The sequence below is a fragment of the Flavobacterium sp. GCM10023249 genome (genome assembly GCF_042653365.1).
In the GTDB taxonomy this organism is placed as follows: Bacteria; Bacteroidota; Bacteroidia; order Flavobacteriales; family Flavobacteriaceae; genus Flavobacterium.
On sequence record NZ_JBHSHZ010000009.1, the window covers coordinates 102740 to 124599 of the forward strand.

Annotated in this window: 19 protein-coding genes; 7 read left to right on the top strand and 12 right to left on the bottom strand. The window is 37.6% G+C overall.

All coding sequences use genetic code 11. From position 1 onward, the window contains the following. The first annotated feature begins 116 nt into the window (after nucleotides 1–116). Nucleotides 117–1310, top strand: coding sequence for a pyridoxal phosphate-dependent aminotransferase (locus ACFO7M_RS07170; protein WP_379734828.1), 1194 nt, complete (start codon nucleotides 117–119; stop codon nucleotides 1308–1310). 61 nt (nucleotides 1311–1371) lie between these two features. Here ACFO7M_RS07170 and ACFO7M_RS07175 read toward each other — a convergent pair whose 3' ends face one another. Then, nucleotides 1372–6837: a T9SS type B sorting domain-containing protein gene (locus ACFO7M_RS07175; RefSeq protein WP_379734830.1), complete on the bottom strand. Its 5466-nt coding sequence runs from the start codon at nucleotides 6835–6837 to the stop codon at nucleotides 1372–1374. A gap of 159 nt (nucleotides 6838–6996) precedes the next feature. Between ACFO7M_RS07175 and folE the strand changes: the two genes are divergently transcribed. Together folE and cysS are read left to right on the top strand one after the other, a co-directional pair. Next, nucleotides 6997–7668, top strand: a complete 672-nt coding sequence (gene folE, locus ACFO7M_RS07180; protein WP_379734832.1) for a GTP cyclohydrolase I FolE — start codon at nucleotides 6997–6999, stop codon at nucleotides 7666–7668. Nucleotides 7669–7800: 132 nt separating this feature from the next. Beyond that, nucleotides 7801–9282 carry a cysteine--tRNA ligase gene (gene cysS, locus ACFO7M_RS07185; protein ID WP_379734834.1) on the top strand — a complete coding sequence of 494 codons (1482 nt, stop codon included), beginning with the start codon at nucleotides 7801–7803 and terminating at the stop codon, nucleotides 9280–9282. 78 nt (nucleotides 9283–9360) lie between these two features. Here the strand turns inward: cysS and ACFO7M_RS07190 are convergent, their stop codons facing one another. Further along, nucleotides 9361–10305, bottom strand: a complete 945-nt coding sequence (locus ACFO7M_RS07190) for a hypothetical protein (RefSeq protein WP_379734836.1) — start codon at nucleotides 10303–10305, stop codon at nucleotides 9361–9363. Between the two features lie 263 nt (nucleotides 10306–10568). On the opposite strand from ACFO7M_RS07190, the gene yidD reads away from it, so the two are divergent. Beyond that, nucleotides 10569–10793, top strand: a complete 225-nt coding sequence (yidD, locus tag ACFO7M_RS07195; RefSeq protein WP_379713594.1) for a membrane protein insertion efficiency factor YidD — start codon at nucleotides 10569–10571, stop codon at nucleotides 10791–10793. Nucleotides 10794–10877: 84 nt separating this feature from the next. Then, the gene (lgt, locus tag ACFO7M_RS07200) at nucleotides 10878–11813 is read left to right on the top strand and encodes a prolipoprotein diacylglyceryl transferase (protein ID WP_379734838.1); all 936 of its coding nucleotides are present in this window, start codon (nucleotides 10878–10880) and stop codon (nucleotides 11811–11813) included. Nucleotides 11814–11878: 65 nt separating this feature from the next. On the opposite strand, the gene ACFO7M_RS07205 is transcribed toward lgt, so the two are convergent. The 7 genes from ACFO7M_RS07205 to rsfS form a co-directional block, all read right to left on the bottom strand. After that, nucleotides 11879–12745, bottom strand: a complete 867-nt coding sequence (locus tag ACFO7M_RS07205; RefSeq protein ID WP_379734841.1) for a superoxide dismutase — start codon at nucleotides 12743–12745, stop codon at nucleotides 11879–11881. Beyond that, entirely contained in the window at nucleotides 12742–13014 is a 273-nt protein-coding gene (locus ACFO7M_RS07210) for an acyl-CoA-binding protein (RefSeq protein WP_379713600.1), read from the bottom strand. The genes ACFO7M_RS07205 and ACFO7M_RS07210 overlap by 4 nt, the downstream gene beginning before the upstream one ends. A gap of 3 nt (nucleotides 13015–13017) precedes the next feature. Beyond that, entirely contained in the window at nucleotides 13018–13668 is a 651-nt protein-coding gene (locus ACFO7M_RS07215) for a phosphatidylserine decarboxylase family protein (protein ID WP_379713602.1), read from the bottom strand. Then, entirely contained in the window at nucleotides 13658–14461 is an 804-nt protein-coding gene (locus ACFO7M_RS07220) for a phosphatidate cytidylyltransferase (RefSeq protein WP_379734843.1), read from the bottom strand. The genes ACFO7M_RS07215 and ACFO7M_RS07220 overlap by 11 nt, the downstream gene beginning before the upstream one ends. 1 nt (nucleotide 14462) lies before the next feature. After that, nucleotides 14463–15068, bottom strand: coding sequence for an LUD domain-containing protein (locus tag ACFO7M_RS07225; RefSeq protein WP_379713606.1), 606 nt, complete (start codon nucleotides 15066–15068; stop codon nucleotides 14463–14465). A gap of 117 nt (nucleotides 15069–15185) precedes the next feature. Next, nucleotides 15186–17102, bottom strand: a complete 1917-nt coding sequence (ftsH, locus tag ACFO7M_RS07230) for an ATP-dependent zinc metalloprotease FtsH (RefSeq protein WP_379713608.1) — start codon at nucleotides 17100–17102, stop codon at nucleotides 15186–15188. A 12-nt stretch (nucleotides 17103–17114) separates the two neighbouring features. Beyond that, nucleotides 17115–17486 (bottom strand): ribosome silencing factor, encoded by a 372-nt coding sequence (rsfS, locus tag ACFO7M_RS07235; RefSeq protein WP_379713610.1) that lies wholly within the window; start codon nucleotides 17484–17486, stop codon nucleotides 17115–17117. Between the two features lie 101 nt (nucleotides 17487–17587). Here rsfS and ACFO7M_RS07240 point away from each other — a divergent pair, with 101 nt between their 5' ends. Then, on the top strand, nucleotides 17588–18319 hold the full coding sequence (locus ACFO7M_RS07240; RefSeq protein ID WP_379734845.1) for a biotin--[acetyl-CoA-carboxylase] ligase: 732 nt from the start codon (nucleotides 17588–17590) through the stop codon (nucleotides 18317–18319). A 54-nt stretch (nucleotides 18320–18373) separates the two neighbouring features. On the opposite strand, the gene ACFO7M_RS07245 is transcribed toward ACFO7M_RS07240, so the two are convergent. Next, the gene (locus ACFO7M_RS07245) at nucleotides 18374–18766 is read right to left on the bottom strand and encodes an SRPBCC family protein (protein ID WP_379713614.1); all 393 of its coding nucleotides are present in this window, start codon (nucleotides 18764–18766) and stop codon (nucleotides 18374–18376) included. A gap of 89 nt (nucleotides 18767–18855) precedes the next feature. Next, on the bottom strand, nucleotides 18856–19503 hold the full coding sequence (gene pyrE / locus ACFO7M_RS07250) for an orotate phosphoribosyltransferase (RefSeq protein ID WP_379713616.1): 648 nt from the start codon (nucleotides 19501–19503) through the stop codon (nucleotides 18856–18858). Nucleotides 19504–19510: 7 nt separating this feature from the next. Here pyrE and ACFO7M_RS07255 point away from each other — a divergent pair, with 7 nt between their 5' ends. Further along, entirely contained in the window at nucleotides 19511–20119 is a 609-nt protein-coding gene (locus ACFO7M_RS07255) for an NUDIX hydrolase (RefSeq protein ID WP_379713618.1), read from the top strand. Nucleotides 20120–20126: 7 nt separating this feature from the next. Here the strand turns inward: ACFO7M_RS07255 and ACFO7M_RS07260 are convergent, their stop codons facing one another. Then, the gene (locus tag ACFO7M_RS07260) at nucleotides 20127–21845 is read right to left on the bottom strand and encodes a M14 family metallopeptidase (protein WP_379734847.1); all 1719 of its coding nucleotides are present in this window, start codon (nucleotides 21843–21845) and stop codon (nucleotides 20127–20129) included. Between the last annotated feature and the right edge of the window lie 15 nt (nucleotides 21846–21860).

The window sequence follows — 21860 nt, forward strand, 5'->3', positions numbered from 1 at the left end:
GTAACCATCTTAGCTACCAACAGCAATTTGGCATCTATTTTTTAACAAATCAACCCGTTATAAGCCTTTTTATTTGGATAAAATGTTGCAAATTTGCATCACCAAACTTTTTAATTATGCCTAAAATATCAAACAAGGGCCAACACATGCCTGAATCACCAATCAGAAAATTGGTTCCATATGCTGAAACAGCAAAGAAAAAAGGTCACAAAGTATACCACCTAAACATTGGTCAACCTGATATCAAAACTCCTGAAGTAGCTTTAGAAGCGATTAAAAACAATGATATCAAAGTTTTAGAATACAGCCATTCGGCAGGATTTGAAAGTTACAGAACAAAACTAGCATTGAGCTATCAAAAAATAGGATTGCCAATCCATAAAGAAGATATTATCGTTACAACCGGAGGAAGTGAAGCGCTATTATTCGCTATGGGTAGTACAATGGATGCTGGTGATGAAATCATTATTCCTGAACCCTTTTATGCTAATTACAACGGATTTGCAACAGCATCGGGAGTTAGTGTAATTCCAGTAATTTCTGGAATTGAAACCGGTTTTGCATTACCCCCAATTGCAGATTTTGAAAAGTTAATCACTCCTAAAACCAAAGCGATCCTTATTTGTAATCCCGGAAATCCAACCGGTTATTTATACTCTGAAACTGAAATACAACAATTGGCTGAATTGGTAAAAAAACACGATTTATTCCTAATTGCTGATGAAGTTTACCGTGAATTTGTGTATGACGAAGGTGCCAAACACTATTCTGTTATGGATGTTCCTGGAATCGAAGAAAATGCTATTATGATTGATTCGGTTTCAAAACGTTACAGTATGTGTGGTGCTCGTATTGGTTGTATTGTTTCCAAAAACAAAGCAGTAATGGCTACAGCGATGAAATTTGCACAGGCACGTTTATCTCCTCCAACCTACGAACAAATTGCTAGCGAAGCTGCTTTAGATACACCGCAAAGTTACTTTGACGAAGTAATTGACGAATACAGAGACCGTCGCGACACTTTAATTCGTGAAATGAATAAAATCCCAGGTGTGAAAATTGCTACACCAAAAGGCGCATTTTATTGTATTGCACAATTACCTGTAGCTGATGCTGATGATTTTGCGCAATGGTTATTAGAGTCATTCGACTTCAACAAAGAAACGGTTATGGTAGCTCCTGCCGCAGGATTCTATTCTACTCCTGGAATGGGTAAAAATGAAGTGCGTATTGCCTACGTTTTGAAAAAAGAAGATTTAATTAAATCGGTTCAAATTTTAGGTGAAGCCTTAAAAGCTTATAAAGGATAATTTTCACATTACTAAATAAAAAAAAGGCTTTCGAAATCGAAAGCCTTTTTTTGTTACTTCATTATCTCTTCATTGCGAAATGACCTCTGAATACTTTTTGTTGTGCATTTTCTTCATAATGAACAACAAACCAATAATCTGTCGAAGGCAATGGCTGATCCAAATAAGTTCCATCCCAACCTTGTCCTGATGGATATATTACTTTCAATAATTTACCCATTCTATCAAAAATCTCAATTTTGGAATTAGATTGAGAATTTAGAAATCCTATATTCCACACATCGTGAATACCATCTCCGTTTGGTGTAAAATATCTTGGAAAATCCACTAAATCAACTTGACCGGTAATTGGACTACATACATTGTGAATATCTCTTACACTAACAATATGCGCACCAGGTGTTACACCTGTAAATACATTACTAGATTGGTATTGTCCGTTGTCTAACTGATACTCATAATTCCCGGTTGGACTGGCAATCACTTCTATTGATAATGTTTCTGCAAAATAATTAGAAGTCACAAATGCTAAACTTTCTGGTGCCGATGAAGTCTGAACTGTTGCCGATGCACTTGCCGTTGAACAAAATGGTGCTGCAATTGTCGTTGCTACCAAACTGTAGGTACCCGGTGCAGTTGCTAAATATGTACTTTGAGTTCCAACAGTATTATTTTGATCGTCTTTCCAAACAAATGTATAATCAGTAGCACTTAATTGTGAATCCAATAACAATGTACTTAGAACTGTTCCAGTTGCACTATCAACACACACATAACCGCCGTCTAACGATACTACAGGAATTGCATTTATAGTTACAGTTACTGGTTTAATATCCGAACAGGTTCCCACTGTACTCTTAATATAATACGTTCCACCTATTGCCACTGCACTAGGAGTTGCCAATGCAGTTGTAGCTGCAGCATTGGTCCAATACGTCAAAGTACCGCTTCCTGTACTGCCAGCTGTTACTGCTGCTGCGGTCAAATCCACTGTTGATGGTTCACATACCGCTGCCGGATTTGTAATCACCAATATCGGACTTGGACTTACTGTAACCGTTACCGGTTCAATATCTGTACAAGATCCTACTGCACTTCTAATATAATACGTTCCACTTGTTGCTACTGCATTAGGGTTAGCCAATGGTGTAGTTGCCGCAGCATCGGTCCAATAACTTAAAGTACCATTACCCGTGCTACCTGCTGTAACTGCCAAGGCTGTCAAATCAACGGTCGCTGGTACACAAACAGCTGCCGGATTAGTGATCACTAAAGATGGTGTTGGATTAACTGTTACTGTTACCGCTTCGATATCCGAACAGGTTCCCACTGTACTCTTAATATAATATGTTCCACTTGTTGCCACCGCATTAGGACTTGCCAATGCAGTTGTAGCTGCAGCATTGGTCCAGTAACTTAATGTACCGCTACCTGTACTGCCTGCCGTTACTGCTGCTGCCGTCAAATCAATCGTTGATGGAGCACAAACGGCTGCCGGATTTGTAATCACCAATACCGGACTTGGACTTACTGTAACCGTTACCGGTTCAATATCTGTACAAGATCCTACTGTACTTCTAATATAATACGTTCCACTTGTTGCTACTGCATTAGGGTTAACCAATGGTGTAGTTGCCGTAGCATCGGTCCAATAACTTAATGTACCACTACCCGTACTGCCTGTTGTAACTGCTGCCGCTGTCAAATCAACGGTCGCTGGTACACAAACAGCTGCCGGATTAGTAATCACTAACGATGGTGTTGGATTTACAGTTACGGTTACCGATTCGATATCCGAACAGGTTCCTACAGTACTCTTAATATAATATGTTCCACTTGCTGCCACAGCATTAGGACTTGTTAATGGAGTGGTTGCCGCAGCATTGGTCCAGTAACTTAATGTACCGCTACCTGTGCTGCCTGCCGTTACTGCTGCTGCCGTCAAATCAATCGTTGATGGAGCACAAACGGCTGCCGGATTTGTAATCACCAATACCGGACTTGGACTTACTGTAACCGTTACCGGTTCAATATCTGTACAAGATCCTACTGTACTTCTAATATAATACGTTCCACTTGTTGCTACTGCATTAGGGTTAACCAATGGTGTAGTTGCCGTAGCATCGGTCCAATAACTTAATGTACCACTACCCGTACTGCCTGTTGTAACTGCTGCCGCTGTCAAATCAACGGTTGCTGGTACACAAACTGCTGCCGGATTGGTAATCACTAACGATGGTGTTGGATTTACAGTTACGGTTACCGCTTCGATATCCGAACAGGTTCCTACAGTACTCATAATATAGTAAGTACCACTTGTTGCCACCGCATTTGGACTTGTTAATGGAGTGGTTGCCGCAGCATCGGTCCAATAACTTAATGTTCCGCTACCTGTACTGCCCGCCGTCACTGCTGCTGCCGTCAAATCTATTGTTGATGGCGCACAAACTGCTGCCGGATTGGTAATTACCAATACCGGACTTGGACTTACTGTAACCGTTACCGGTTCAATATCCGTACACGTACCCAAAGTACTCATAATATAATACGTACCACTTATTGCCACTGCATTAGGGTTAGCCAATGGTGAAGTTGCCGCAGCGTCGGTCCAATAACTTAATGTACCACTACCCGTGCTTCCAGTTGTAACCGCTGCCGCTGTCAAATCAACGGTTGCAGGAACACAAACTGCTGCCGGATTGGTAATCACTAAAGAAGGTGTTGGATTTATTGTAACGGTTACCGCTTCGATATCCGAACAGGTTCCTACAGTACTCATAATATAGTAAGTACCACTTGTTGCTACTGCATTTGGACTTGCTAATGGTGCAGTTGCCGCTGCATCGGTCCAATAACTTAATGTACCGCTACCTGTACTACCCGCCGTCACTGCTGCTGCCGTCAAATCAATCGTTGATGGTGCACAAACGGCTGCTGGATTGGTAATTACCAATACCGGACTTGGACTTACTGTAACCGTTACCGGTTCAATATCCGTACACGAACCCACTGTACTCATAATATAATATGTACCACTTGTAGCTACTGCATTAGGACTTGCCAATGGCGAAGTTGCCGCAGCGTCAGTCCAATAACTTAATGTACCTCCACCGGTGCTTCCAGTTGTAACCGCTGCAGCTGTCAAATCAACGGTTGCAGGAACACAAACTGCTGCCGGATTAGTAATCACTAACGATGGCGTTGGATTTATTGTAACGGTTACCGCTTCGATATCCGAACAGGTTCCTACAGTACTCATAATATAGTAAGTACCACTTGTTGCTACTGCATTTGGACTTGCTAATGGTGCAGTTGCCGCTGCATCGGTCCAGTAACTTAATGTACCACTACCTGTACTACCCACCGTCACTGCCGCTGCCGTTAAATCAACTGTAGTTGGCGCACAAACTGCTGCCGGATTGGTAATTACTAAAGAAGGAGTAGGATTTATTGTTACAGTTACCGGTTCAATATCTGTACAAGATCCCAATGTACTCATAATATAATACGTTCCACTTGTTGCCACGGCATTAGGGTTAGCTAATGGTGAAGTTGCCGCAGCATCTGTCCAATAACTCAATGTACCTCCACCGGTGCTTCCAGTTGTTATCGCTGTATCGGTTAAATCAACTGTAGTTGGCGCACAGACTGCTGCCGGATTGGTAATCACTAACGATGGTGATGGATTTATTGTAACGGTTACAGGTTCGATATCCGAACATGCACCTACAGTACTCATAATATAGTAAGTACCACTTGTTGCCACAGCATTCGGATTCGTTAATGCGTTTGTTGCCGCTGCATCGGTCCAATAACTCAAAGTACCGCCTACAGTACTACCTGCCGTTACTGCCGGAGCTGTAATATCAACAGTTGCTGGTTCACATACTGCTGCAGGATCTGTAATGACTAAAACCGGTCCAGGATTGATAGTAACACTAACTGAAGGCGCTGAATAAGAAGGACATGTTCCAGAAGCTGCTATAAAATAACTTACTGTATAGGTACCGGGTGTGCTACCTTCCGGAGTTATTGCTCCAGATGTCGGATCAATTATTAAACCAGCAGGAGTTGCCGAAAAAGTACCATTAGATGTTAAGGCATTTAATGTTGGGTTTTGTGGCGTACTGACACTATCACAAAAAGGATCAGCGTAAGAAAAAGTCCCACTAGGTGATGCTACCAAATCAATGGTAAACGATCTAAAATTAGAACAACCTGTTGTATTCTGATCGATCACTTCAACCCAAATCGTTTGAGGGTATGAAGGAGAAACAGGAACATAAGTACTTAAAGAAGCATTTGGAATCTGTGTTCCAGGAGCACCTGCATTATCTACATAATATTTAAAAACAAAATCAGCTGCTGGATAGCCATTCAACATGTAAACATTTTGATTGATGTTGAATGGAGGTGTACCACACTGAACGATATTCTGTGGGTCTCTTGTAGGTAGTGGTCCTTCAACATCTACCGAAACATCATCCTGAATTACAACTTGTGTACCATCGCATCGGGTATAGGTAGCCACTGCAGTGTAGGTTGTAGGTCCACTAACGTTCACCGTAAGATTATTAATACCTGTTCCACCGCTAACTCCAGGTCCTAAAGAAGTAGCGCCATTGAACCATTCAATAGACACATTTGATCCCCCTGCTGCTGATGGTGTAAAACGCCATGCCTCATTCGTAGCACTCCAAGCTCCAGTGTTTCTTCCCGGAGGAATTGCAGCCAAAGTACCTGCCTGATTCATAACACCTATAACACCAACTCCACTCTGCCATCCTGTACAAGGAGTTCTATTTTTCACTAAAACATCAATGGTATTGGTTGTTTCATATAAAATGATTTGTGATGTTTGCAAACCAACCCCTGAGCCACAACTAAATTGAGGTAATTCGTTAAAGTTCGCAACAAAAGCTCTGTTGGGATAGGTACCTGTTGTATAAAATCGTACTCTTTGTACTGCAGGATTAGTTACTGGAGGGGTTCTGATATCAGTATCTTGATACACCCCATAAATAGCATTTTTTTCTCGAAATGTTGTTGGATTGGTTGTTGGCAAAGTTGAAGAAAATGACCAGTCGCAACCACTATGTGTAGAAGAAACATCAGTAGAATTTGGCAACTCCGTTCCACCAGGTATACCCCCTGGAACAACAGATGGATGAATATTAAAACTTATAATACCATTCGATCCAATCAGAATATGTGTATAATTTACACCATAAAAACAAAATGGAAAAGGCAACTCATACAATCTAGACCAAACATCATCATTATTAGTAGTAGTAATCTCTTCACCACTTGTAAATGAATACGCCGGGGCAAACGGAATGGACGTTACCGTATAATTATTGGTATTAGTAGCGTAGGTTTGAAGAAAATCTGCTTGAAGAGTTGTTGCATCACCAGGTGCACAGACAGGTAATGGTGGTACCGTATTAACATAAACAGTAGGTGCATTTTGACCAAAGGAATTCCCCCATACAATTGATAAAAACAGCACAAGTAGTTTTATTTTCATAATTTAGTTCTATTTATTTTGTAAAAAACGTCGAAATTTAGCAATTTTTTAACCATACACGGTTTTTTTTTTAGATTTTTTTTAAGAAATAATCTCATTCCATAAATTCAATATAATACGTATATTTGCGTCATAATTGTAAATACGAGAAATAATAGAATGGCTCATAACGAAGATTTTCAAGACGAAATTGGAAATAACCATATAGCAACAAGTGCAACCAATCCTTTACGTAAGGACGCATTTGACAAAACCGATGACGAAAAAATTGCATTGATTAAAAAAGATGTGGAAAGCATTTTGATTACTCTTGGAATGGATTTAACTGATGATAGCTTAAGCGGAACTCCTAACCGTGTGGCAAAAATGTTTGTAAAAGAAATATTTGGTGGGTTACATCCTAATAAGAAACCTGGCTCTTCTACTTTTCAAAATCATTACAAATACAATGAAATGCTTGTAGAAAAAAACATTGTAGTGTATTCTACTTGCGAGCATCATTTATTACCTATTATAGGTAGAGCTCATGTTGCCTATATCTCTAATGGTAACGTAATCGGCTTATCCAAAATGAACCGCATTGTTGATTATTACGCAAAACGTCCGCAAGTACAAGAACGTTTGACCATGCAGATTGTACAAGAGATGCAACGTGTATTAGGAACAGAAGATGTTGCTTGTGTAATTGACGCAAAACACTTGTGCGTGAATTCAAGAGGTATCAAAGATATCGAAAGTAGCACCGTTACTTCTGAATTTGGAGGTAAATTCAAAAACGAAGCAACAAGAAAAGAATTCTTAGATTATATCAAATTAGACACTAAATTTTAAAACATAGCCCTGATAGCAGCGGCATCCTTTAAAATGGTCATTGAAAAATGGCCATTTTGAAGATATAGCGGATAGCAGGACCGAGCATCTTCCAAAAACTGAGTGTTGTGCTCCTAAAAAACAAATCAAAAAATGGCCTTATATCAAACTCATTCATTGCAAGTTTACAATACGATTTCGGGTGAAAAAGAAACTTTCACTCCATTACACGAAGGTAATATTGGTATGTATGTATGTGGTCCAACCGTTTACAGTCATGTTCACTTGGGCAACGTTCGTACATTTATGAGTTTTGATATGATCTACCGTTATTTTTTACATCTAGGCTATAATGTACGCTATGTAAGAAATATCACTGACGCAGGACATTTAACGGATGATGGGAACGTGGAAAATGATCGTTTCGTTAAACAAACCCGTTTAGAAAAATTAGAACCAATGGAAGTGGTACAGAAATACACTGTTTACTTTCATAAGGTTTTGGATGTATTCAATTTCCTACCTCCCAATATCGAACCCACTGCAACAGGCCATATCATTGAACAAATTGAATTGACACAAAAGTTAATTGAAGATGGATTTGCCTATGTAAGCAATGGCTCCGTATATTTTGATGTTCAAGAATACAACAAAAGAGGCATGAATTATGGCGAACTAAGCAATCGCAATATTGATGAGTTGTTTGCCAACACAAGAGACTTAGACGGTCAGAATGAGAAGAAAAACCCTCAGGATTTCGCGTTATGGAAAAGTGCTTCTCCGGCTCATATCATGCGCTGGAACTCACCTTGGGGTGAAGGATTTCCAGGTTGGCACCTAGAGTGTACTGCGATGAGTACTAAATATTTAGGTGAAACTTTTGATATTCACGGTGGCGGAATGGATTTAAAATTCCCACATCATGAATGTGAAATCGCACAAGGGAAAGCACGCAACGGTGTAACTCCCGTAAAATACTGGATGCATACCAACATGCTTACCATGAACGGATTGCGCATGAGCAAATCTACCGGAAATTTCATTCTACCAATGGAATTGCTTAATGGCGACAATGATTTCTTCGAAAAAGCATTCAGCCCTAGCATTGTTCGTTTCTGCTTTATGCAAGCACATTACCGAAGCGTATTGGATATTTCCAACGAAGCAATGGTAGCCAGCGAAAAAGGATTCATCCGCTTAATGGAAGGTATTAAATTAATTGATTCATTACCAACCAGTACTAAGTCTAGTGTAGACATTACTACATGGAAACAATCGTGCTACAATGCTATGAACGATGATTTCAATACGCCAATTTTAATTGCGCAATTGTTTGAAGGTATTCGTTACATTAATTTAATTAACGACAAGAAGGAAACCATTACGGAAGCAGATTTAGCAACACTAAAAGCCACACTACAGCTTTTTGTCTTTGACATATTAGGTATCAGAAATGAAGCGGAAATAGCCAACAACTCTGATAAATTGAGTGGCGTTATCGAAATGCTAATTGGTATGCGCAATGAAGCGCGTGCCAATAAAAACTGGGCTTTATCTGATGAAATCAGAGATCAGTTAGCCGCACTGGACATTGTCCTGAAAGACGGAAAAGAAGGAACTACATTTACGTTTTAATATAGAAACCCGCTTAATGGCGGGTTTTTTATTACATATCCGGTTATTGTATAGACCTGATTATCCCTTAGCAAATCATTACAACACTTCCAACACAGATAAAACATTGTTTTTTTCACTATGCAGCCTATAGGTGGTTTCATTCATCTCCTGGAAAAACGAAATAGCCAACACACTAAACAATATACCGCTCCCATCAGGCAGGCTTTCGGGGGTTAGAAATAAATTGATGGGTGTAGACCGTTTTGGAACGGTAACCGGTAAACTATAAGTGACTGTATATTCACGGCTCGCAAAATCTACATCTAAAACAGCTAACAAAAAAACAGCATGGGTCGCTCCTTTCGGGAAAAACAATTGCTTGTCCGGAGTAAAATCAGGAATGCGTAATATCCCTGCTTGACGGTCCAATTGCCAGTTACTTTGCAACACCTCACCCAAACGCGCATGGCTATTAAAATCAAAACCGCTGATAAGCGCTTTCCCTTGATCTGTTTTCAAACCTTCCGATACTTTTCGTAAACCACGCGGGGAATTGGTATCCATATCTTTGATCCGACTCATAACACCTAACATTCTTCCGGCCAATTGGGTGTCTTTGGCTTTAATCAATAAAGAAGCCAATGCGTTGCGTACCAACTTTCCTGCACTGCTGCACTGCCCAAATTCAGTATTATTCTCTCGTGTACGTTCAAATTTCGGGGAATGAGCAATGCGTTGCTTCCTGTGAAGGTCTTTACGTCGCACAAAACGCTCTCCTCCCATCTTGTAAAAAACCAAATCACCTAACTGCCCTTCTACCTGTAGTATCCCTTTTGCTTTAGCCATTATTTTCTTGTTTTGAAATGAAATGTAAGATTTTACTCCAAATTTCAAGCCAATCTTTATTACAATTGCCGTTTTGGTCGCTTTTTGCCGTTTTTGGTCACTTTTTACCGTAAACAGACATGAAATAGTGCTCAATTCTTGGAAAAGACGAATCAAAAAGCCCCATATATAAGGCATCCCCAATAGTTCATCCATAGTTTATCCATAGTAAAGTGCTATATAAGTAGTATATAAGTGTACTATAACTAGTATATAAGTGTAGTGTAAGTATACTCTGAGTATAGTAGAAGACGAAATTACAAAGGGATTCAAATACGCCTTATAGACTTATGCGCTTTTAGCACCGAATAAAAAAGAGGGAAAACAGAACCATTTATTTTAATCCTAAAAAAGTGCACGGTAAGTTATGTCGGAATCTATATTTTTCTCAACTTAGCATCAAATCAATTTCATATCCAATGCTGAAAAAAATTTTAGTATTCCCTCTTATATTCTTAGTCCGGTTTTACCAGTACATACTATCCCCGCTTATGCCGGCTGCCTGCCGATACCAACCCACCTGCTCTAGCTATATGATCGAGGCTTTGAAAAAACATGGTCCATTTTACGGTTTATTTTTAGGGTTGAAAAGAATTGGAAGATGTCACCCTTGGGGAGGAAGCGGTTACGATCCTGTCCCATAAAAAAAACAGCAATAAAACCGTACAAAAAAATCTTGCTTAGTCCTTTTTTAAATACTATTTTTGAATCAATCGATATAAAAAACTATGACTCACTTTTTATCCTTTGTTTGGAATCCTTCGGAAGGAATACAAATAGGCTCTTTTACCCTTCGTTTTTACAGTTTAATGTTTGTTATTGCTTTTGCATTAGGCTGGTATTTAATGGCACCCATCTTCAAACGTGAAGAAGAACCTCAAGAAAAACTAGATTCTCTATTTGTATACATGGTGGTTTCCATATTATTGGGAGCTCGTTTAGGACATGTCATTTTTTACCAACCTGAATTGTTTGCAACCGATCCGCTAAGTGTCTTTTTACCTTTTCATTTTGTTCCGGAATTTAAATTTTCAGGCTTCCAGGGATTAGCCAGTCATGGTGCGGCAATAGCAGTAATCATTGCCATGTATTTATACAAAACACGCATTTTAAAACGTTCTTATTTATGGATTTTAGACCGAATTGTTATTCCGGTTGCTTCAGGCGCCATATTTGTTCGTTTAGGCAACTTTTTCAATTCCGAAATTTATGGACCGGTAACTTCAGGAGATCACTTCTATGCTGTTAAATTTGTTCGTGAAACTGAATTTTGGGAAGATCAAAGTCCAAATTTTATCACAAAAACCAACGATATAGATAAAGCGTATGATCTGATTCAGAATGATCCCCGCTTCATAGATACCTTAAATGCGATTCCTTTCCGACATCCAGCCCAAATGTATGAAGCCATCGGATATGTATTTGTATTTGCACTTTTATTTTACATGTACTGGAAAACCGATGCACGCAAGAAAACCGGCTTACTATTTGGAACTTTCTTAGTTACTTTGTTCTCTATCCGTATTTTAGTAGAATCAGTAAAAGAAAGCCAAGGCGGTTTTGAAAACCTATTAGGCTATTTAACCACCGGACAATGGCTAAGTATACCTTTTGTTTTGGTTGGTGCCTATTTAATCTTTAAAGCTAAAAAAGAAACAGTATAACAAAAACATCATAAGACAAAAAAAGAGCTCCAATTGGAGCTCTTTTTTTATTTATATCTTTTGTTTTATTCTTCAACTGGTTTTGGTTTTTCAACCGGAACCGTTTCGGTAGTTGTAGGAATCACTGCTTCCGTTGTTACTGGTTCTTGATATACCGGTGCAGATGATTTTGTAAATGCGCCGTAACGCTGTTCTACTTTATCCCAATTCACCACACTAAAGAAGGTATTGGCATATTCTCTTTTCTTATTTTGAAACTTCAAATAGTAGGCATGTTCCCAAACATCTAAATTCAATAAAGGCACTCCTACAATTCCTAACCCTTTCATTTGTGGTGCATCATTATTAGGTGTAGTGATGATGCGTAAACGTCCGTACTTGTCTGATAACAACCAAGTCCATCCGGAACCATTCAACTTAACAGAAGTCTCTGAAAACTGACGCACAAATTCTTCAAAAGAACCAAAATCGCGATTGATAGCTTCTAGCAAATCCCCTTCCGGTTCTCCACCTGCTTTTGGCGCAATACCTTCAAAGAAAAAATTATGATTGTAAACCGCACCAGCATTGTTGCGGACTTCAGCATCTGAAAAATTGAGATTCTTTAAAATCGGTTCCAATTCCAATACCTCATACTTCGTACCAACAACCACTTTATTTAAAGCGTTCACATAAGGAAGCAAATGCTTTGAATAATGCAATTCTGTAGTTGTTGCATCAAAATAAGGCTCTAAGGCTTTGTAATCAAATGGTAATTCAAACAATTGAAAAGCTCCTTCATTTGCTTTTAAATCGCTTGGCTTACCTCCTTTTTGCTCTACTGCAACTATTGGAGTTGCCGGTACATCAACAACTTCTACTAGAGTGTCTTTCTTACATGAAAAAATCGTAGAAGCTAATAAAGGAAAAATAACTAATTGTTTCTTATTCATTTTTTTCGAGTGATTTCCTCAATTAAATCTATATAAGCTTGTTTTGCTTCGTCTTCAGACAAATGACTAACTTGCATCCATGCATTCAACTTAAACGCATCGACAACATCATGCGTAGAGTAATTGATACTTCCGATATTTCCGAAAGCCGCTTGCTTATAAAAAGCGTACAAACGAAGCATAATATCTTGTGGAAGCGAATCTTGCTCCATATTAGAAGCTATTTCAAAAGCTTCTTTAAATTGACTATCTAAATCTTTTTCAGACATAAATTATGCAAGTGCAATGATCGTTTGATTACCAACTGCCTTCTCTTGTAATTTCACATTTACTTTAGTACCGATTGGCAAATAAATATCTACTCTTGAACCGAACTTGATAAATCCTGCATCAGTTCCTTGAACTACATTCGTGCCTTCTTCAGCATAATTGACAATGCGTTTTGCTAATGCACCCGCAATTTGACGATACATGATTTCACCAAAGACTTTATTTTCAATCACTACTGTTGTTCTTTCATTTTCGGTACTCGCTTTCGGATGCCAGGCCACAAGGTATTTCCCAGGATGATATTTACTGTATTTCACCAATCCCGAAACTGCATAACGAGTTACGTGTACATTTATTGGCGACATAAAGATGGAAACCTGTAGTCTTTTATCCTTGAAATATTCCGGCTCAAAAACTTCCTCAATTACAACCACTTTACCATCCACTGGCGCAACGATTTGATTATCATTTGCCGCTATGGTACGGTTTGGATTTCTGAAGAACTGCAAGATCATAATAAAGAAAAAAAGTAGCACCAGATGTAAAGCCAAACGCAACCATGATACTTCTACTAATTTATCTACCAATAACAATCCCACAACAAAACTGATTGTGGCAATCAAGATGATTTTATAACCTTCTTTATGAAACATATTCTAAAATTTTAAATAATAAAAAAACAAATGGAGCTACAAATATAATACTATCCAATCTATCGTATATACCTCCGTGACCCGGCATAATATTTCCACTATCTTTAACATTGGCCAAACGTTTGAACTTCGATTCCACTAAATCTCCTATGGTCCCAAAAACACTAACAATGATTGCAATTCCTATCCAAATTAAAAAGGAAAAAGAGGTTACATAATACTGACTGATAATTATTCCTGCCACAATGGCAAAAAACATTCCGCCTGCAAAACCTTCAATTGTTTTTTTGGGCGATATTCTCTCGAATAGCTTATGCTTTCCTAAAGATTTCCCTACAACATAGGCAAATGTATCGTTTGTCCAAATCAATATAAAGATACCAATAATTATTGAAGGTATGAAATAACCTCCTACAACAGGTAATTTTGTTATACAAATAAATGAAAATACAATATATCCAATCAATGTTGCCCACTTAGACTGGGCAAATGGTTTTTGGTTTTTAGAAAAAAGCCAAAAAGTCAATAAAACCATCGTCATCACAGCGATAAGAACCAATGCTAAATCAATCCATTGCGGGGAAGAAAAAACAGAAAAATTAATAAAAATAATTGCAGAAGCAAGTATAGCTAATACTTTGGGTAATTTGACAAGAGCAGTAAATTCATTCACGGTTTGTAACATGAATAAACCGAAGAGGATTAAAAAAGATTCTCTTGAAAAAAGGGTAGCTGATATTAATAGTACAATATAAACTAAACCGGATAATGAACGTATTACAGTTTCATTCATTTTACAGATCCTCAAGTAGTAAAAGGTATAAATTCTTTGGAGAACTTCCGTAATGCAAAAAGTCTTCTTCTTTGGTTTCCTCGAAATATTTTATGCTAGTAATGTTGGTTGGATAATCTGTAGTATAGCGTTTTTTAATTTCTCTCAATCCATCACTTTTGCCCAATACGATTTGACTGGTTGAAGCAACTACAATGATGTTTAATGGTAATTCTGCTACCTTTTTTTGTTTGATTTGAGAAGAAGAAAACATAATCGAACCTTCTTCCGCCACTAAGCTTTCACAACAAGTAAGAAGAAATTTTGGATTGGTTGCATTTTGATACGAGATATTATTATCCTCCAGCATCTTGAACAAACGTGGTTCGATGCATAATGCTTCAGACTCAAACCAATCATTCTCTTCCATGATATTTTCAAATTGTTCATTGAGTTCGGCAATATTTTCACAGTACAAAAACTTTCCACCGTTCTTCTTAAAATTATGAGTGAACTGCTCATCCACTGGAAGTTGCGCGTTTACATCTTGAAAAGGATTATAATCGTTATCATTTGCTTCACTGGAAGCGTCACTGCTAGTGCCAAATATTTTTCTGAAAATACTCATCTATTGCTTTAAAATGTGCGAACTCTTTGATTCATCAATCAAAGATAAAAAAATCTTAACCTAATTTTCCGATTAGATTAAGATTTTTACTGTTTTTATTAACGAAGTTTTTAACAATTATTCTCCGAAAATTTCTTTTTCGAAAGGTCTTTTGCCAAATATGTTTTCTAAATCGTCTTTGAAAATCACTTCTTTCTCGATTAAAATATCCGCAAGTTGCTCTAACTTACCTCTATTTTCCTGCAGAAGCTTGATAGCTCTTTGGTATTGTGCTTCAATAATTAGTGATATTTCTTGATCAATAGTACGTGCAGTTTCTTCAGAATACGGTTTTGAGAAATTGTAATCTGTTTGCCCTGATGAATCGTAATAGGTAATATTTCCTAATTTTTCATTCAAACCATACACTGTAACCATGGCTCTTGCTTGTTTGGTTACTTTCTCCAAATCACTCAAAGCACCTGTAGATATATTGTCAAAAATTACCTTTTCAGCAGCACGACCACCCATGGTTGCACACATTTCATCCAACATTTGATTAGGACGTACTATTTGACGCTCTTCTGGCAAATACCAAGCAGCTCCCAAACTTTGCCCACGAGGCACAATAGTCACTTTTACAAGTGGTGCAGCATGTTCCAACATCCAACTTACCGTCGCATGTCCTGCTTCGTGAATTGCGATTGCTCTTTTTTCCTCTGGAGTGATGATTTTATTTTTCTTTTCTAAACCTCCTACAATTCGGTCAACAGCATCAAGGAAATCTTGTTTATCTACAGCAACCTTATTATTTCTAGCTGCAATTAATGCTGCTTCGTTACAAACATTGGCAATATCTGCTCCTGAAAAACCAGGTGTTTGTTTAGCCAAAAAGTCAGTATCTAAGTTTTCTACTTTTTTAAGCGGTGCCAAATGCACTTCGAAAATTTCTTTACGTTCGCGAATATCCGGCAAATCAACATAGATCTGTCTGTCAAAACGACCGGCACGCATCAATGCTTTATCCAATACATCCGCTCTGTTTGTAGCTGCCAAGACAATTACACTGGTATCGGTTCCGAAACCATCCATTTCGGTCAGTAATTGATTCAATGTATTTTCACGCTCATCATTAGAACCTGAGAAATTATTCTTTCCACGGGCACGTCCCACCGCATCAATCTCGTCAATAAAGATAATGGCAGGTGATTTTTCTTTCGCTTGTTTGAATAAGTCACGAACACGAGATGCTCCTACCCCAACAAACATTTCTACGAAATCAGAACCTGACAAAGAAAAGAAAGGCACTTGTGCTTCTCCAGCAACAGCTTTCGCTAGTAACGTTTTACCTGTTCCCGGAGGACCAACTAATAAAGCACCTTTAGGTATTTTTCCTCCTAAATCAGTATATTTTTTTGGATTTTTAAGAAACTCAACGATTTCTTGAATCTCTTCTTTAGCCCCTTCTAGACCAGCTACGTCTTTAAATGTAGTTTTTACATCGTTCTTTTCATCAAAAAGCTTCGCTCTTGACTTTCCAATGCTAAAAATCTGACCACCGCCACCTCCGGCACCACCACCAGACATACGACGCATCATGAAAAACCAGAAACCAATTAAAATAATTATGGGTAGAAAATTAAACAGTACGTCTGCAAAATCACTTGACGTCTTGTAATCGTAACTTGCTAATTTTCTTCCTTTTTGAGCATCTTCCAATCTTTTTTGAAAAATTTCATCATTACCAATTTCCAAGGTATAGTGTGGTCCCGAATTCGTTTTTCCTAACCAATTATTTTTGGGTAATTTTTCATGACCTTTTAGAGCTAAAGCTCCAGGTTTTAGAAAAACTTCTGCCGATTTTTTATTATAAACAACGACTTTATCTACCTGTCCGGCATCCAAAAACTCGTTAAATTTAGAAATGGTTGTTTTAGAAGGTTCAACCCAACGAGATTGTCCTGAAATCCATATAGCAAAAAAGATGACTCCTATAATGCCATAAATCCACCATGGATTAGGTTTAAAATTATTTTGCTTTGTTTCTTTTGACATAGCTATTTTTGATTAATATTTGTTTTCAATTGTTGTGATTTTCGCATCACCCCAAAGACTTTCTATGTTATAGTATTCCCTAATATGCTTTTGGAAAACATGAACCACAATATGAACGTAGTCCATTAATACCCATTCGCCATTGTCAGTTCCTTCTACATGCCATGGTTTGTCTTTAAGTTCTTTTGAAACTACTTTCTGAATTGAATTAACGATTGCATTCACCTGTGTGTTGGAGTTACCATTACAAATTACAAAATAATCGCAAACCGTATTCTCTAATTCTCTTAAATCAAGAATATCTATATCATTTCCTTTTACGTCTTCAATTCCCTTAATGATATTTGCTAATAAAATATCATTGTTTACATCTTTTTTCGCCATTTAATTCTTATAAATATTTTGCACAAAGTTATTGATTTTTGTCTTTATTTTGAAGACAAAATGCAAATGTGCTTTCTTGACAAAGTTCCAAAATTTGACACATGAAATTAATCAAACTCGATGCCATAGATTCAACCAATGATTTTTTAAAAGGACTGTCACAAGATCAAGCCCTAGAAAACTTCACTGTTGTCACTGCCAAATCACAGACAAAAGGAAAAGGACAACATGGCGCTACATGGCACACAGAGACTAATAAAAACCTAATAACCAGCATCTTAATCAAAAATACTTTAAGTAACATTGAAGGTATTTTTGCCCTTAATATTTCGGTAGCTTTAGGAATAACCAAGGCATTAAAAAAGTTTAAAATTCCTTCAATTTCAATCAAATGGCCTAACGACATAATGGCAGACAATAAAAAAATTGCTGGCATATTGATTGAAAATTTGATTAAAAGTGACGGTTCAATTGAATCAATTGTTGGTATTGGATTGAATGTCAATCAAACTAATTTCGATAATTTGCCCAAAGCTTCCTCGTTAAAAAACATCACAAACACTGAATTTGACCTCGATGTAATTTTAGAAACCATCGTAATGGAAATTCAACTTCAAATCAATTGTATTGGTCAAAATCAATCCAAACAGCTTTGGGAACAGTATGAAGAAAATTTATTCAAGAAAGGAGTCCCCATGGCGTTTGAAGAAGCATCGGGTGGTAAATTTATGGGAATAATCCGAGGTGTTACTCCAACCGGAAAACTCGTCGTACAAGTAGAAGATGATTCGTTTCGTGAGTTTGGAATAAAGGAAGTGCAATTATTATTTTAAAAAAGAAAACCCAAGCAAAATACTTGGGTTTTCATTAAATCTTTATGAGCTGACTTACAGCTTTGTCATGTTTTGTGCCAACGTTTCGATGAATTTAGTAATTGGATTTTTGATCATCATCGCCATCATTGCATTGAATTCGCCATCAAAAAACAATTGTACACCCGTAGTATCTGCACCTTCTTCAGTTAAGTTAGCAGTTAATGTAAATGGTAATTTACTTGAAGCTGCCCCTAATACAATTTTAGAGTTTGGAGTCGATTCTTTTTTTACCAATTTTATTTCAGGCATACCTTTCAAACCAAATTCGAAACAATTTTCGTCGATTACTTCAAATTTAGCGATGTTATCTGGCATTAACTTTTCGAAGTTTTTTACTTGCGATAATTCGTTGAACAAGTATTCAGCTGATTTTGAAACCGATACTTTTGGGCTTTCTAAATTCATTCTTTTGTAAGATTATTTAATTGAAAGACATAAAGAAAGACTTTACATCTTATAAAAATGTTTTTAATTCCTATAGTGTTTTACAAAAACTATACCTCAACACTCCATTCCGAAGGATTTTTACGCCATTCTTTTAACGTATCCTGTTCTGCTTCGGTGATGTATTCTTTGGCAACCGCTAAATCCAATAAATTATCATAATTACTCAACGTGAATAAATCTACATTGGCATTTTTAAAATTATCTACTGCCACCTGGAATCCATAGGAAAAAATGGCAGCCATTCCTTTTACATTTGCCCCTTCATTACGCAAAGCTTCTACAGCTAAAAGACTACTGTTTCCAGTACTGATCAAATCTTCCACTACCACGACATTTTGCCCTCTTTGCAAAAAACCTTCCACTTGGTTCATACGGCCGTGTTTTTTTGGTTCCGGACGTACATATACGAACGGTAAACCTAAATCTTCGGCAACCAAAACACCAATTCCAATGGCGCCTGTCGCCACTCCGGCAATAACATCCGGCTTCCCGAATTGTTTTTCAATATTCTTTGCAAACTCGTCTCTGATATAATTTCTTATGGCAGGAAACGACAAAATTACCCTGTTATCACAGTAGATTGGAGATTTCCAACCTGAAGCCCATGTAAAAGGATTTTTAGAATTCAATTTAATTGCATTTATTTGTAAAAGCAATTCGGCAGTTTTACTAGCTGTATCTTTATTAAAAATCATACTGCAAATGTATAAAGTTTTTGTAAACGACAAACCTCTTTTCTTGACAAATCAGATTGTCAAAGAGACTGATTTTAAGTTTTTTTTACTTGAAAGCATTGATATTGAACAGCTTATTGTAAGCTACTTCCAGAATAAAATCAATAAAGCCTATTTGTACCATCCTGACGAAAAGGAAATTATTAAAAAATTAAAGGAGAAAATCCCTGTTAACAAAGCTGGTGGAGGATTAGTTTATAACAAAAAAGGGGAAGTTTTATTCATTTTGCGCAACGGAAAATGGGATTTACCAAAAGGTGGATTGAACAAATCGGAAGAAATTGAAGACGCTGCCATTCGTGAAGTAGAAGAAGAAACCGGTGTAAACCAACTTAAAATCACCAACAAACTGCAGAAAACGTACCATATTTTTAAACGAAACGGTAAGTACAAACTCAAAATCACACAATGGTTTGAGATGCATACCGACTTTGACGGAACTACGGTTGGTCAAGCTGAAGAAGGCATCGAACAAGTTGCTTGGCTAAATCCGACACAAATAGAAGACGCTTTGAAGAATTCGTACGAAAACATCAAATTACTTTTCGAAGAAGAAAAAAAACTACAACGTTCCTAAACCGCACTTATTTTTCTACCCTATATACCGGATATTGCAGATGTGCTTTTTCATAGTACACTGAATTTTTATGCACCCAATCCAGTTGCATTTCTGGACTTTTGGCAAAAGTACTATCCGTTTTCAATTTTTCATCGAACTGTTGTTTAAGAATCGGGGTTTCCTGAAGGATTTTTACTGCCAAATCTTCAAATAAATAATCGGAGTAACCTTCTTTTTGTTGTAGAATCGTATCGAAGAAATTCCAATTGAAGAACGAATCTGTCATTTCGGGCTCAAGTGCTTCTATAAGGTATTTTATTGCTTTTTGGTTCGTCGGGATGATATAATCTCCTTTCTCGAAACGTACTTTTTCCGATACTTTCACCACTGATGTATTGCGATGTGGGTAATGTCCTTCGTAGGCTTGCGTAGCTGTCGTATAATTGGCAATGCGGTAACTTCCCACTTCTAGTATAGTATCTTTTTTTAAGAGCGAATACTCGCAACCGTTTTCTTTCAACAACGCAATCACGTTCCACCATGATTTTGGAACGATATACGCTTCAGGAATTATGACACTCTTTGTTGCCTTATAATGCGAATAGAAATCGATTGGCTTGTCGAAAGGTTGACTTCTGTCGTAAAACAATCGGTTGCCCGTAGTTACCTCACTTTTTTTGATTATTCCTTCGTAACCTAAAAAACGACGTTTGACCATTTTGGAAGAATCGATAGTCCACGAATAAGGATAGACACTTTTCGGTTGGAATAAATTCGCATTTGCTTTTCGAGCCTCTTTAATCGACTTTCCGTTCGAATCGGCATAATGAATTACACTCGATAGGAATTCATAAGTTGCTTTTACCCTTTTGTCATAGTCTTTCCACATATGCGTTTCCACCACATAACCAATAACATTGAACAGCGAAGTATATCCTGTGGTATATCTTGGTGAATCATTAAACTGCACAAACCCTTTGTCCGGAGTACCGCTCCATACGTTTACATACGGAGTACTTTCAATACCTTTTGCTTTCAAATCGGCTTCCAATGCCGGTGTGATTTGTTGTGTCATGAAATTGTCCAGCTCCTTCCCTATTTTTGACGGCTCTGTTTGAATAAACGTTAACGTATACTGGTAATCGGCACCATTGCTTACATGATTGTCGATAAAGATATCCGGATTGACTTTATGAATTATTTCCACCAAACCTTTTGTATTCTTCGTATCCGACTTCATCATGTCACGGTTCAGGTCATAGTTTCTTGCATTTCCTCTAAAACCGTATTCTTCCGGGCCGTTTTGATTGGTTCTCCATGTTGAATTTCTATTCAGATATCCTCCAATATTGTAAACCGGAATGGTTACAACAATAGTATTTTTAGGCACTTTAACTTTAGCAGTGGCCAAATCTCGGAACAACATCATCGAAGCATCAACACCATCGGGTTCGCCGGCATGAATCGAATTGACAATTAGCACCACCGTTTTCTCCTTGTTGTTGTAATCCAATTTTCCATCGGCACTGTAAGTAACCATATGCAATGGGTTACCACTGTCTTCGATGGCCATCTTTTGCATTTTGATTGTACCAAAATCCTTATCCAGCAATTGATAGAATGAAATGACCTCCTTATAAGTGGCGGACTGATTTCCGTTTCCTTTTTCGAAGAAGGTTAGGTATTTGGATTGACTGTAAGTAAGAGACGACAGAAGAAAAAAGAAGGCTAGGATTTTATTCATGGGTTCAAAAGAAAA

Excerpts from the sequence above, each read along its gene's own strand:
- ACFO7M_RS07255 (WP_379713618.1), top strand. The coding sequence starts at position 19,511 with ATGTATAAAGTTTTTGTAAACGACAAACCTCTTTTCTTGACAAATCAG.
- ftsH (WP_379713608.1), bottom strand. The coding sequence starts at position 17,102 with ATGTCAAAAGAAACAAAGCAAAATAATTTTAAACCTAATCCATGGTGG.
- ACFO7M_RS07175 (WP_379734830.1), bottom strand. The coding sequence starts at position 6,837 with ATGAAAATAAAACTACTTGTGCTGTTTTTATCAATTGTATGGGGGAAT.
- folE (WP_379734832.1), top strand. The coding sequence starts at position 6,997 with ATGGCTCATAACGAAGATTTTCAAGACGAAATTGGAAATAACCATATA.
- ACFO7M_RS07225 (WP_379713606.1), bottom strand. The coding sequence starts at position 15,068 with ATGAGTATTTTCAGAAAAATATTTGGCACTAGCAGTGACGCTTCCAGT.
- rsfS (WP_379713610.1), bottom strand. The coding sequence starts at position 17,486 with ATGGCGAAAAAAGATGTAAACAATGATATTTTATTAGCAAATATCATT.
- ACFO7M_RS07240 (WP_379734845.1), top strand. The coding sequence starts at position 17,588 with ATGAAATTAATCAAACTCGATGCCATAGATTCAACCAATGATTTTTTA.
- yidD (WP_379713594.1), top strand. The coding sequence starts at position 10,569 with ATGCTGAAAAAAATTTTAGTATTCCCTCTTATATTCTTAGTCCGGTTT.
- ACFO7M_RS07245 (WP_379713614.1), bottom strand. The coding sequence starts at position 18,766 with ATGAATTTAGAAAGCCCAAAAGTATCGGTTTCAAAATCAGCTGAATAC.
- ACFO7M_RS07220 (WP_379734843.1), bottom strand. The coding sequence starts at position 14,461 with ATGAATGAAACTGTAATACGTTCATTATCCGGTTTAGTTTATATTGTA.
- pyrE (WP_379713616.1), bottom strand. The coding sequence starts at position 19,503 with ATGATTTTTAATAAAGATACAGCTAGTAAAACTGCCGAATTGCTTTTA.
- ACFO7M_RS07190 (WP_379734836.1), bottom strand. The coding sequence starts at position 10,305 with ATGGATGAACTATTGGGGATGCCTTATATATGGGGCTTTTTGATTCGT.
- ACFO7M_RS07215 (WP_379713602.1), bottom strand. The coding sequence starts at position 13,668 with ATGTTTCATAAAGAAGGTTATAAAATCATCTTGATTGCCACAATCAGT.
- lgt (WP_379734838.1), top strand. The coding sequence starts at position 10,878 with ATGACTCACTTTTTATCCTTTGTTTGGAATCCTTCGGAAGGAATACAA.
- ACFO7M_RS07260 (WP_379734847.1), bottom strand. The coding sequence starts at position 21,845 with ATGAATAAAATCCTAGCCTTCTTTTTTCTTCTGTCGTCTCTTACTTAC.
- ACFO7M_RS07210 (WP_379713600.1), bottom strand. The coding sequence starts at position 13,014 with ATGTCTGAAAAAGATTTAGATAGTCAATTTAAAGAAGCTTTTGAAATA.
- ACFO7M_RS07205 (WP_379734841.1), bottom strand. The coding sequence starts at position 12,745 with ATGAATAAGAAACAATTAGTTATTTTTCCTTTATTAGCTTCTACGATT.
- ACFO7M_RS07170 (WP_379734828.1), top strand. The coding sequence starts at position 117 with ATGCCTAAAATATCAAACAAGGGCCAACACATGCCTGAATCACCAATC.
- cysS (WP_379734834.1), top strand. The coding sequence starts at position 7,801 with ATGGCCTTATATCAAACTCATTCATTGCAAGTTTACAATACGATTTCG.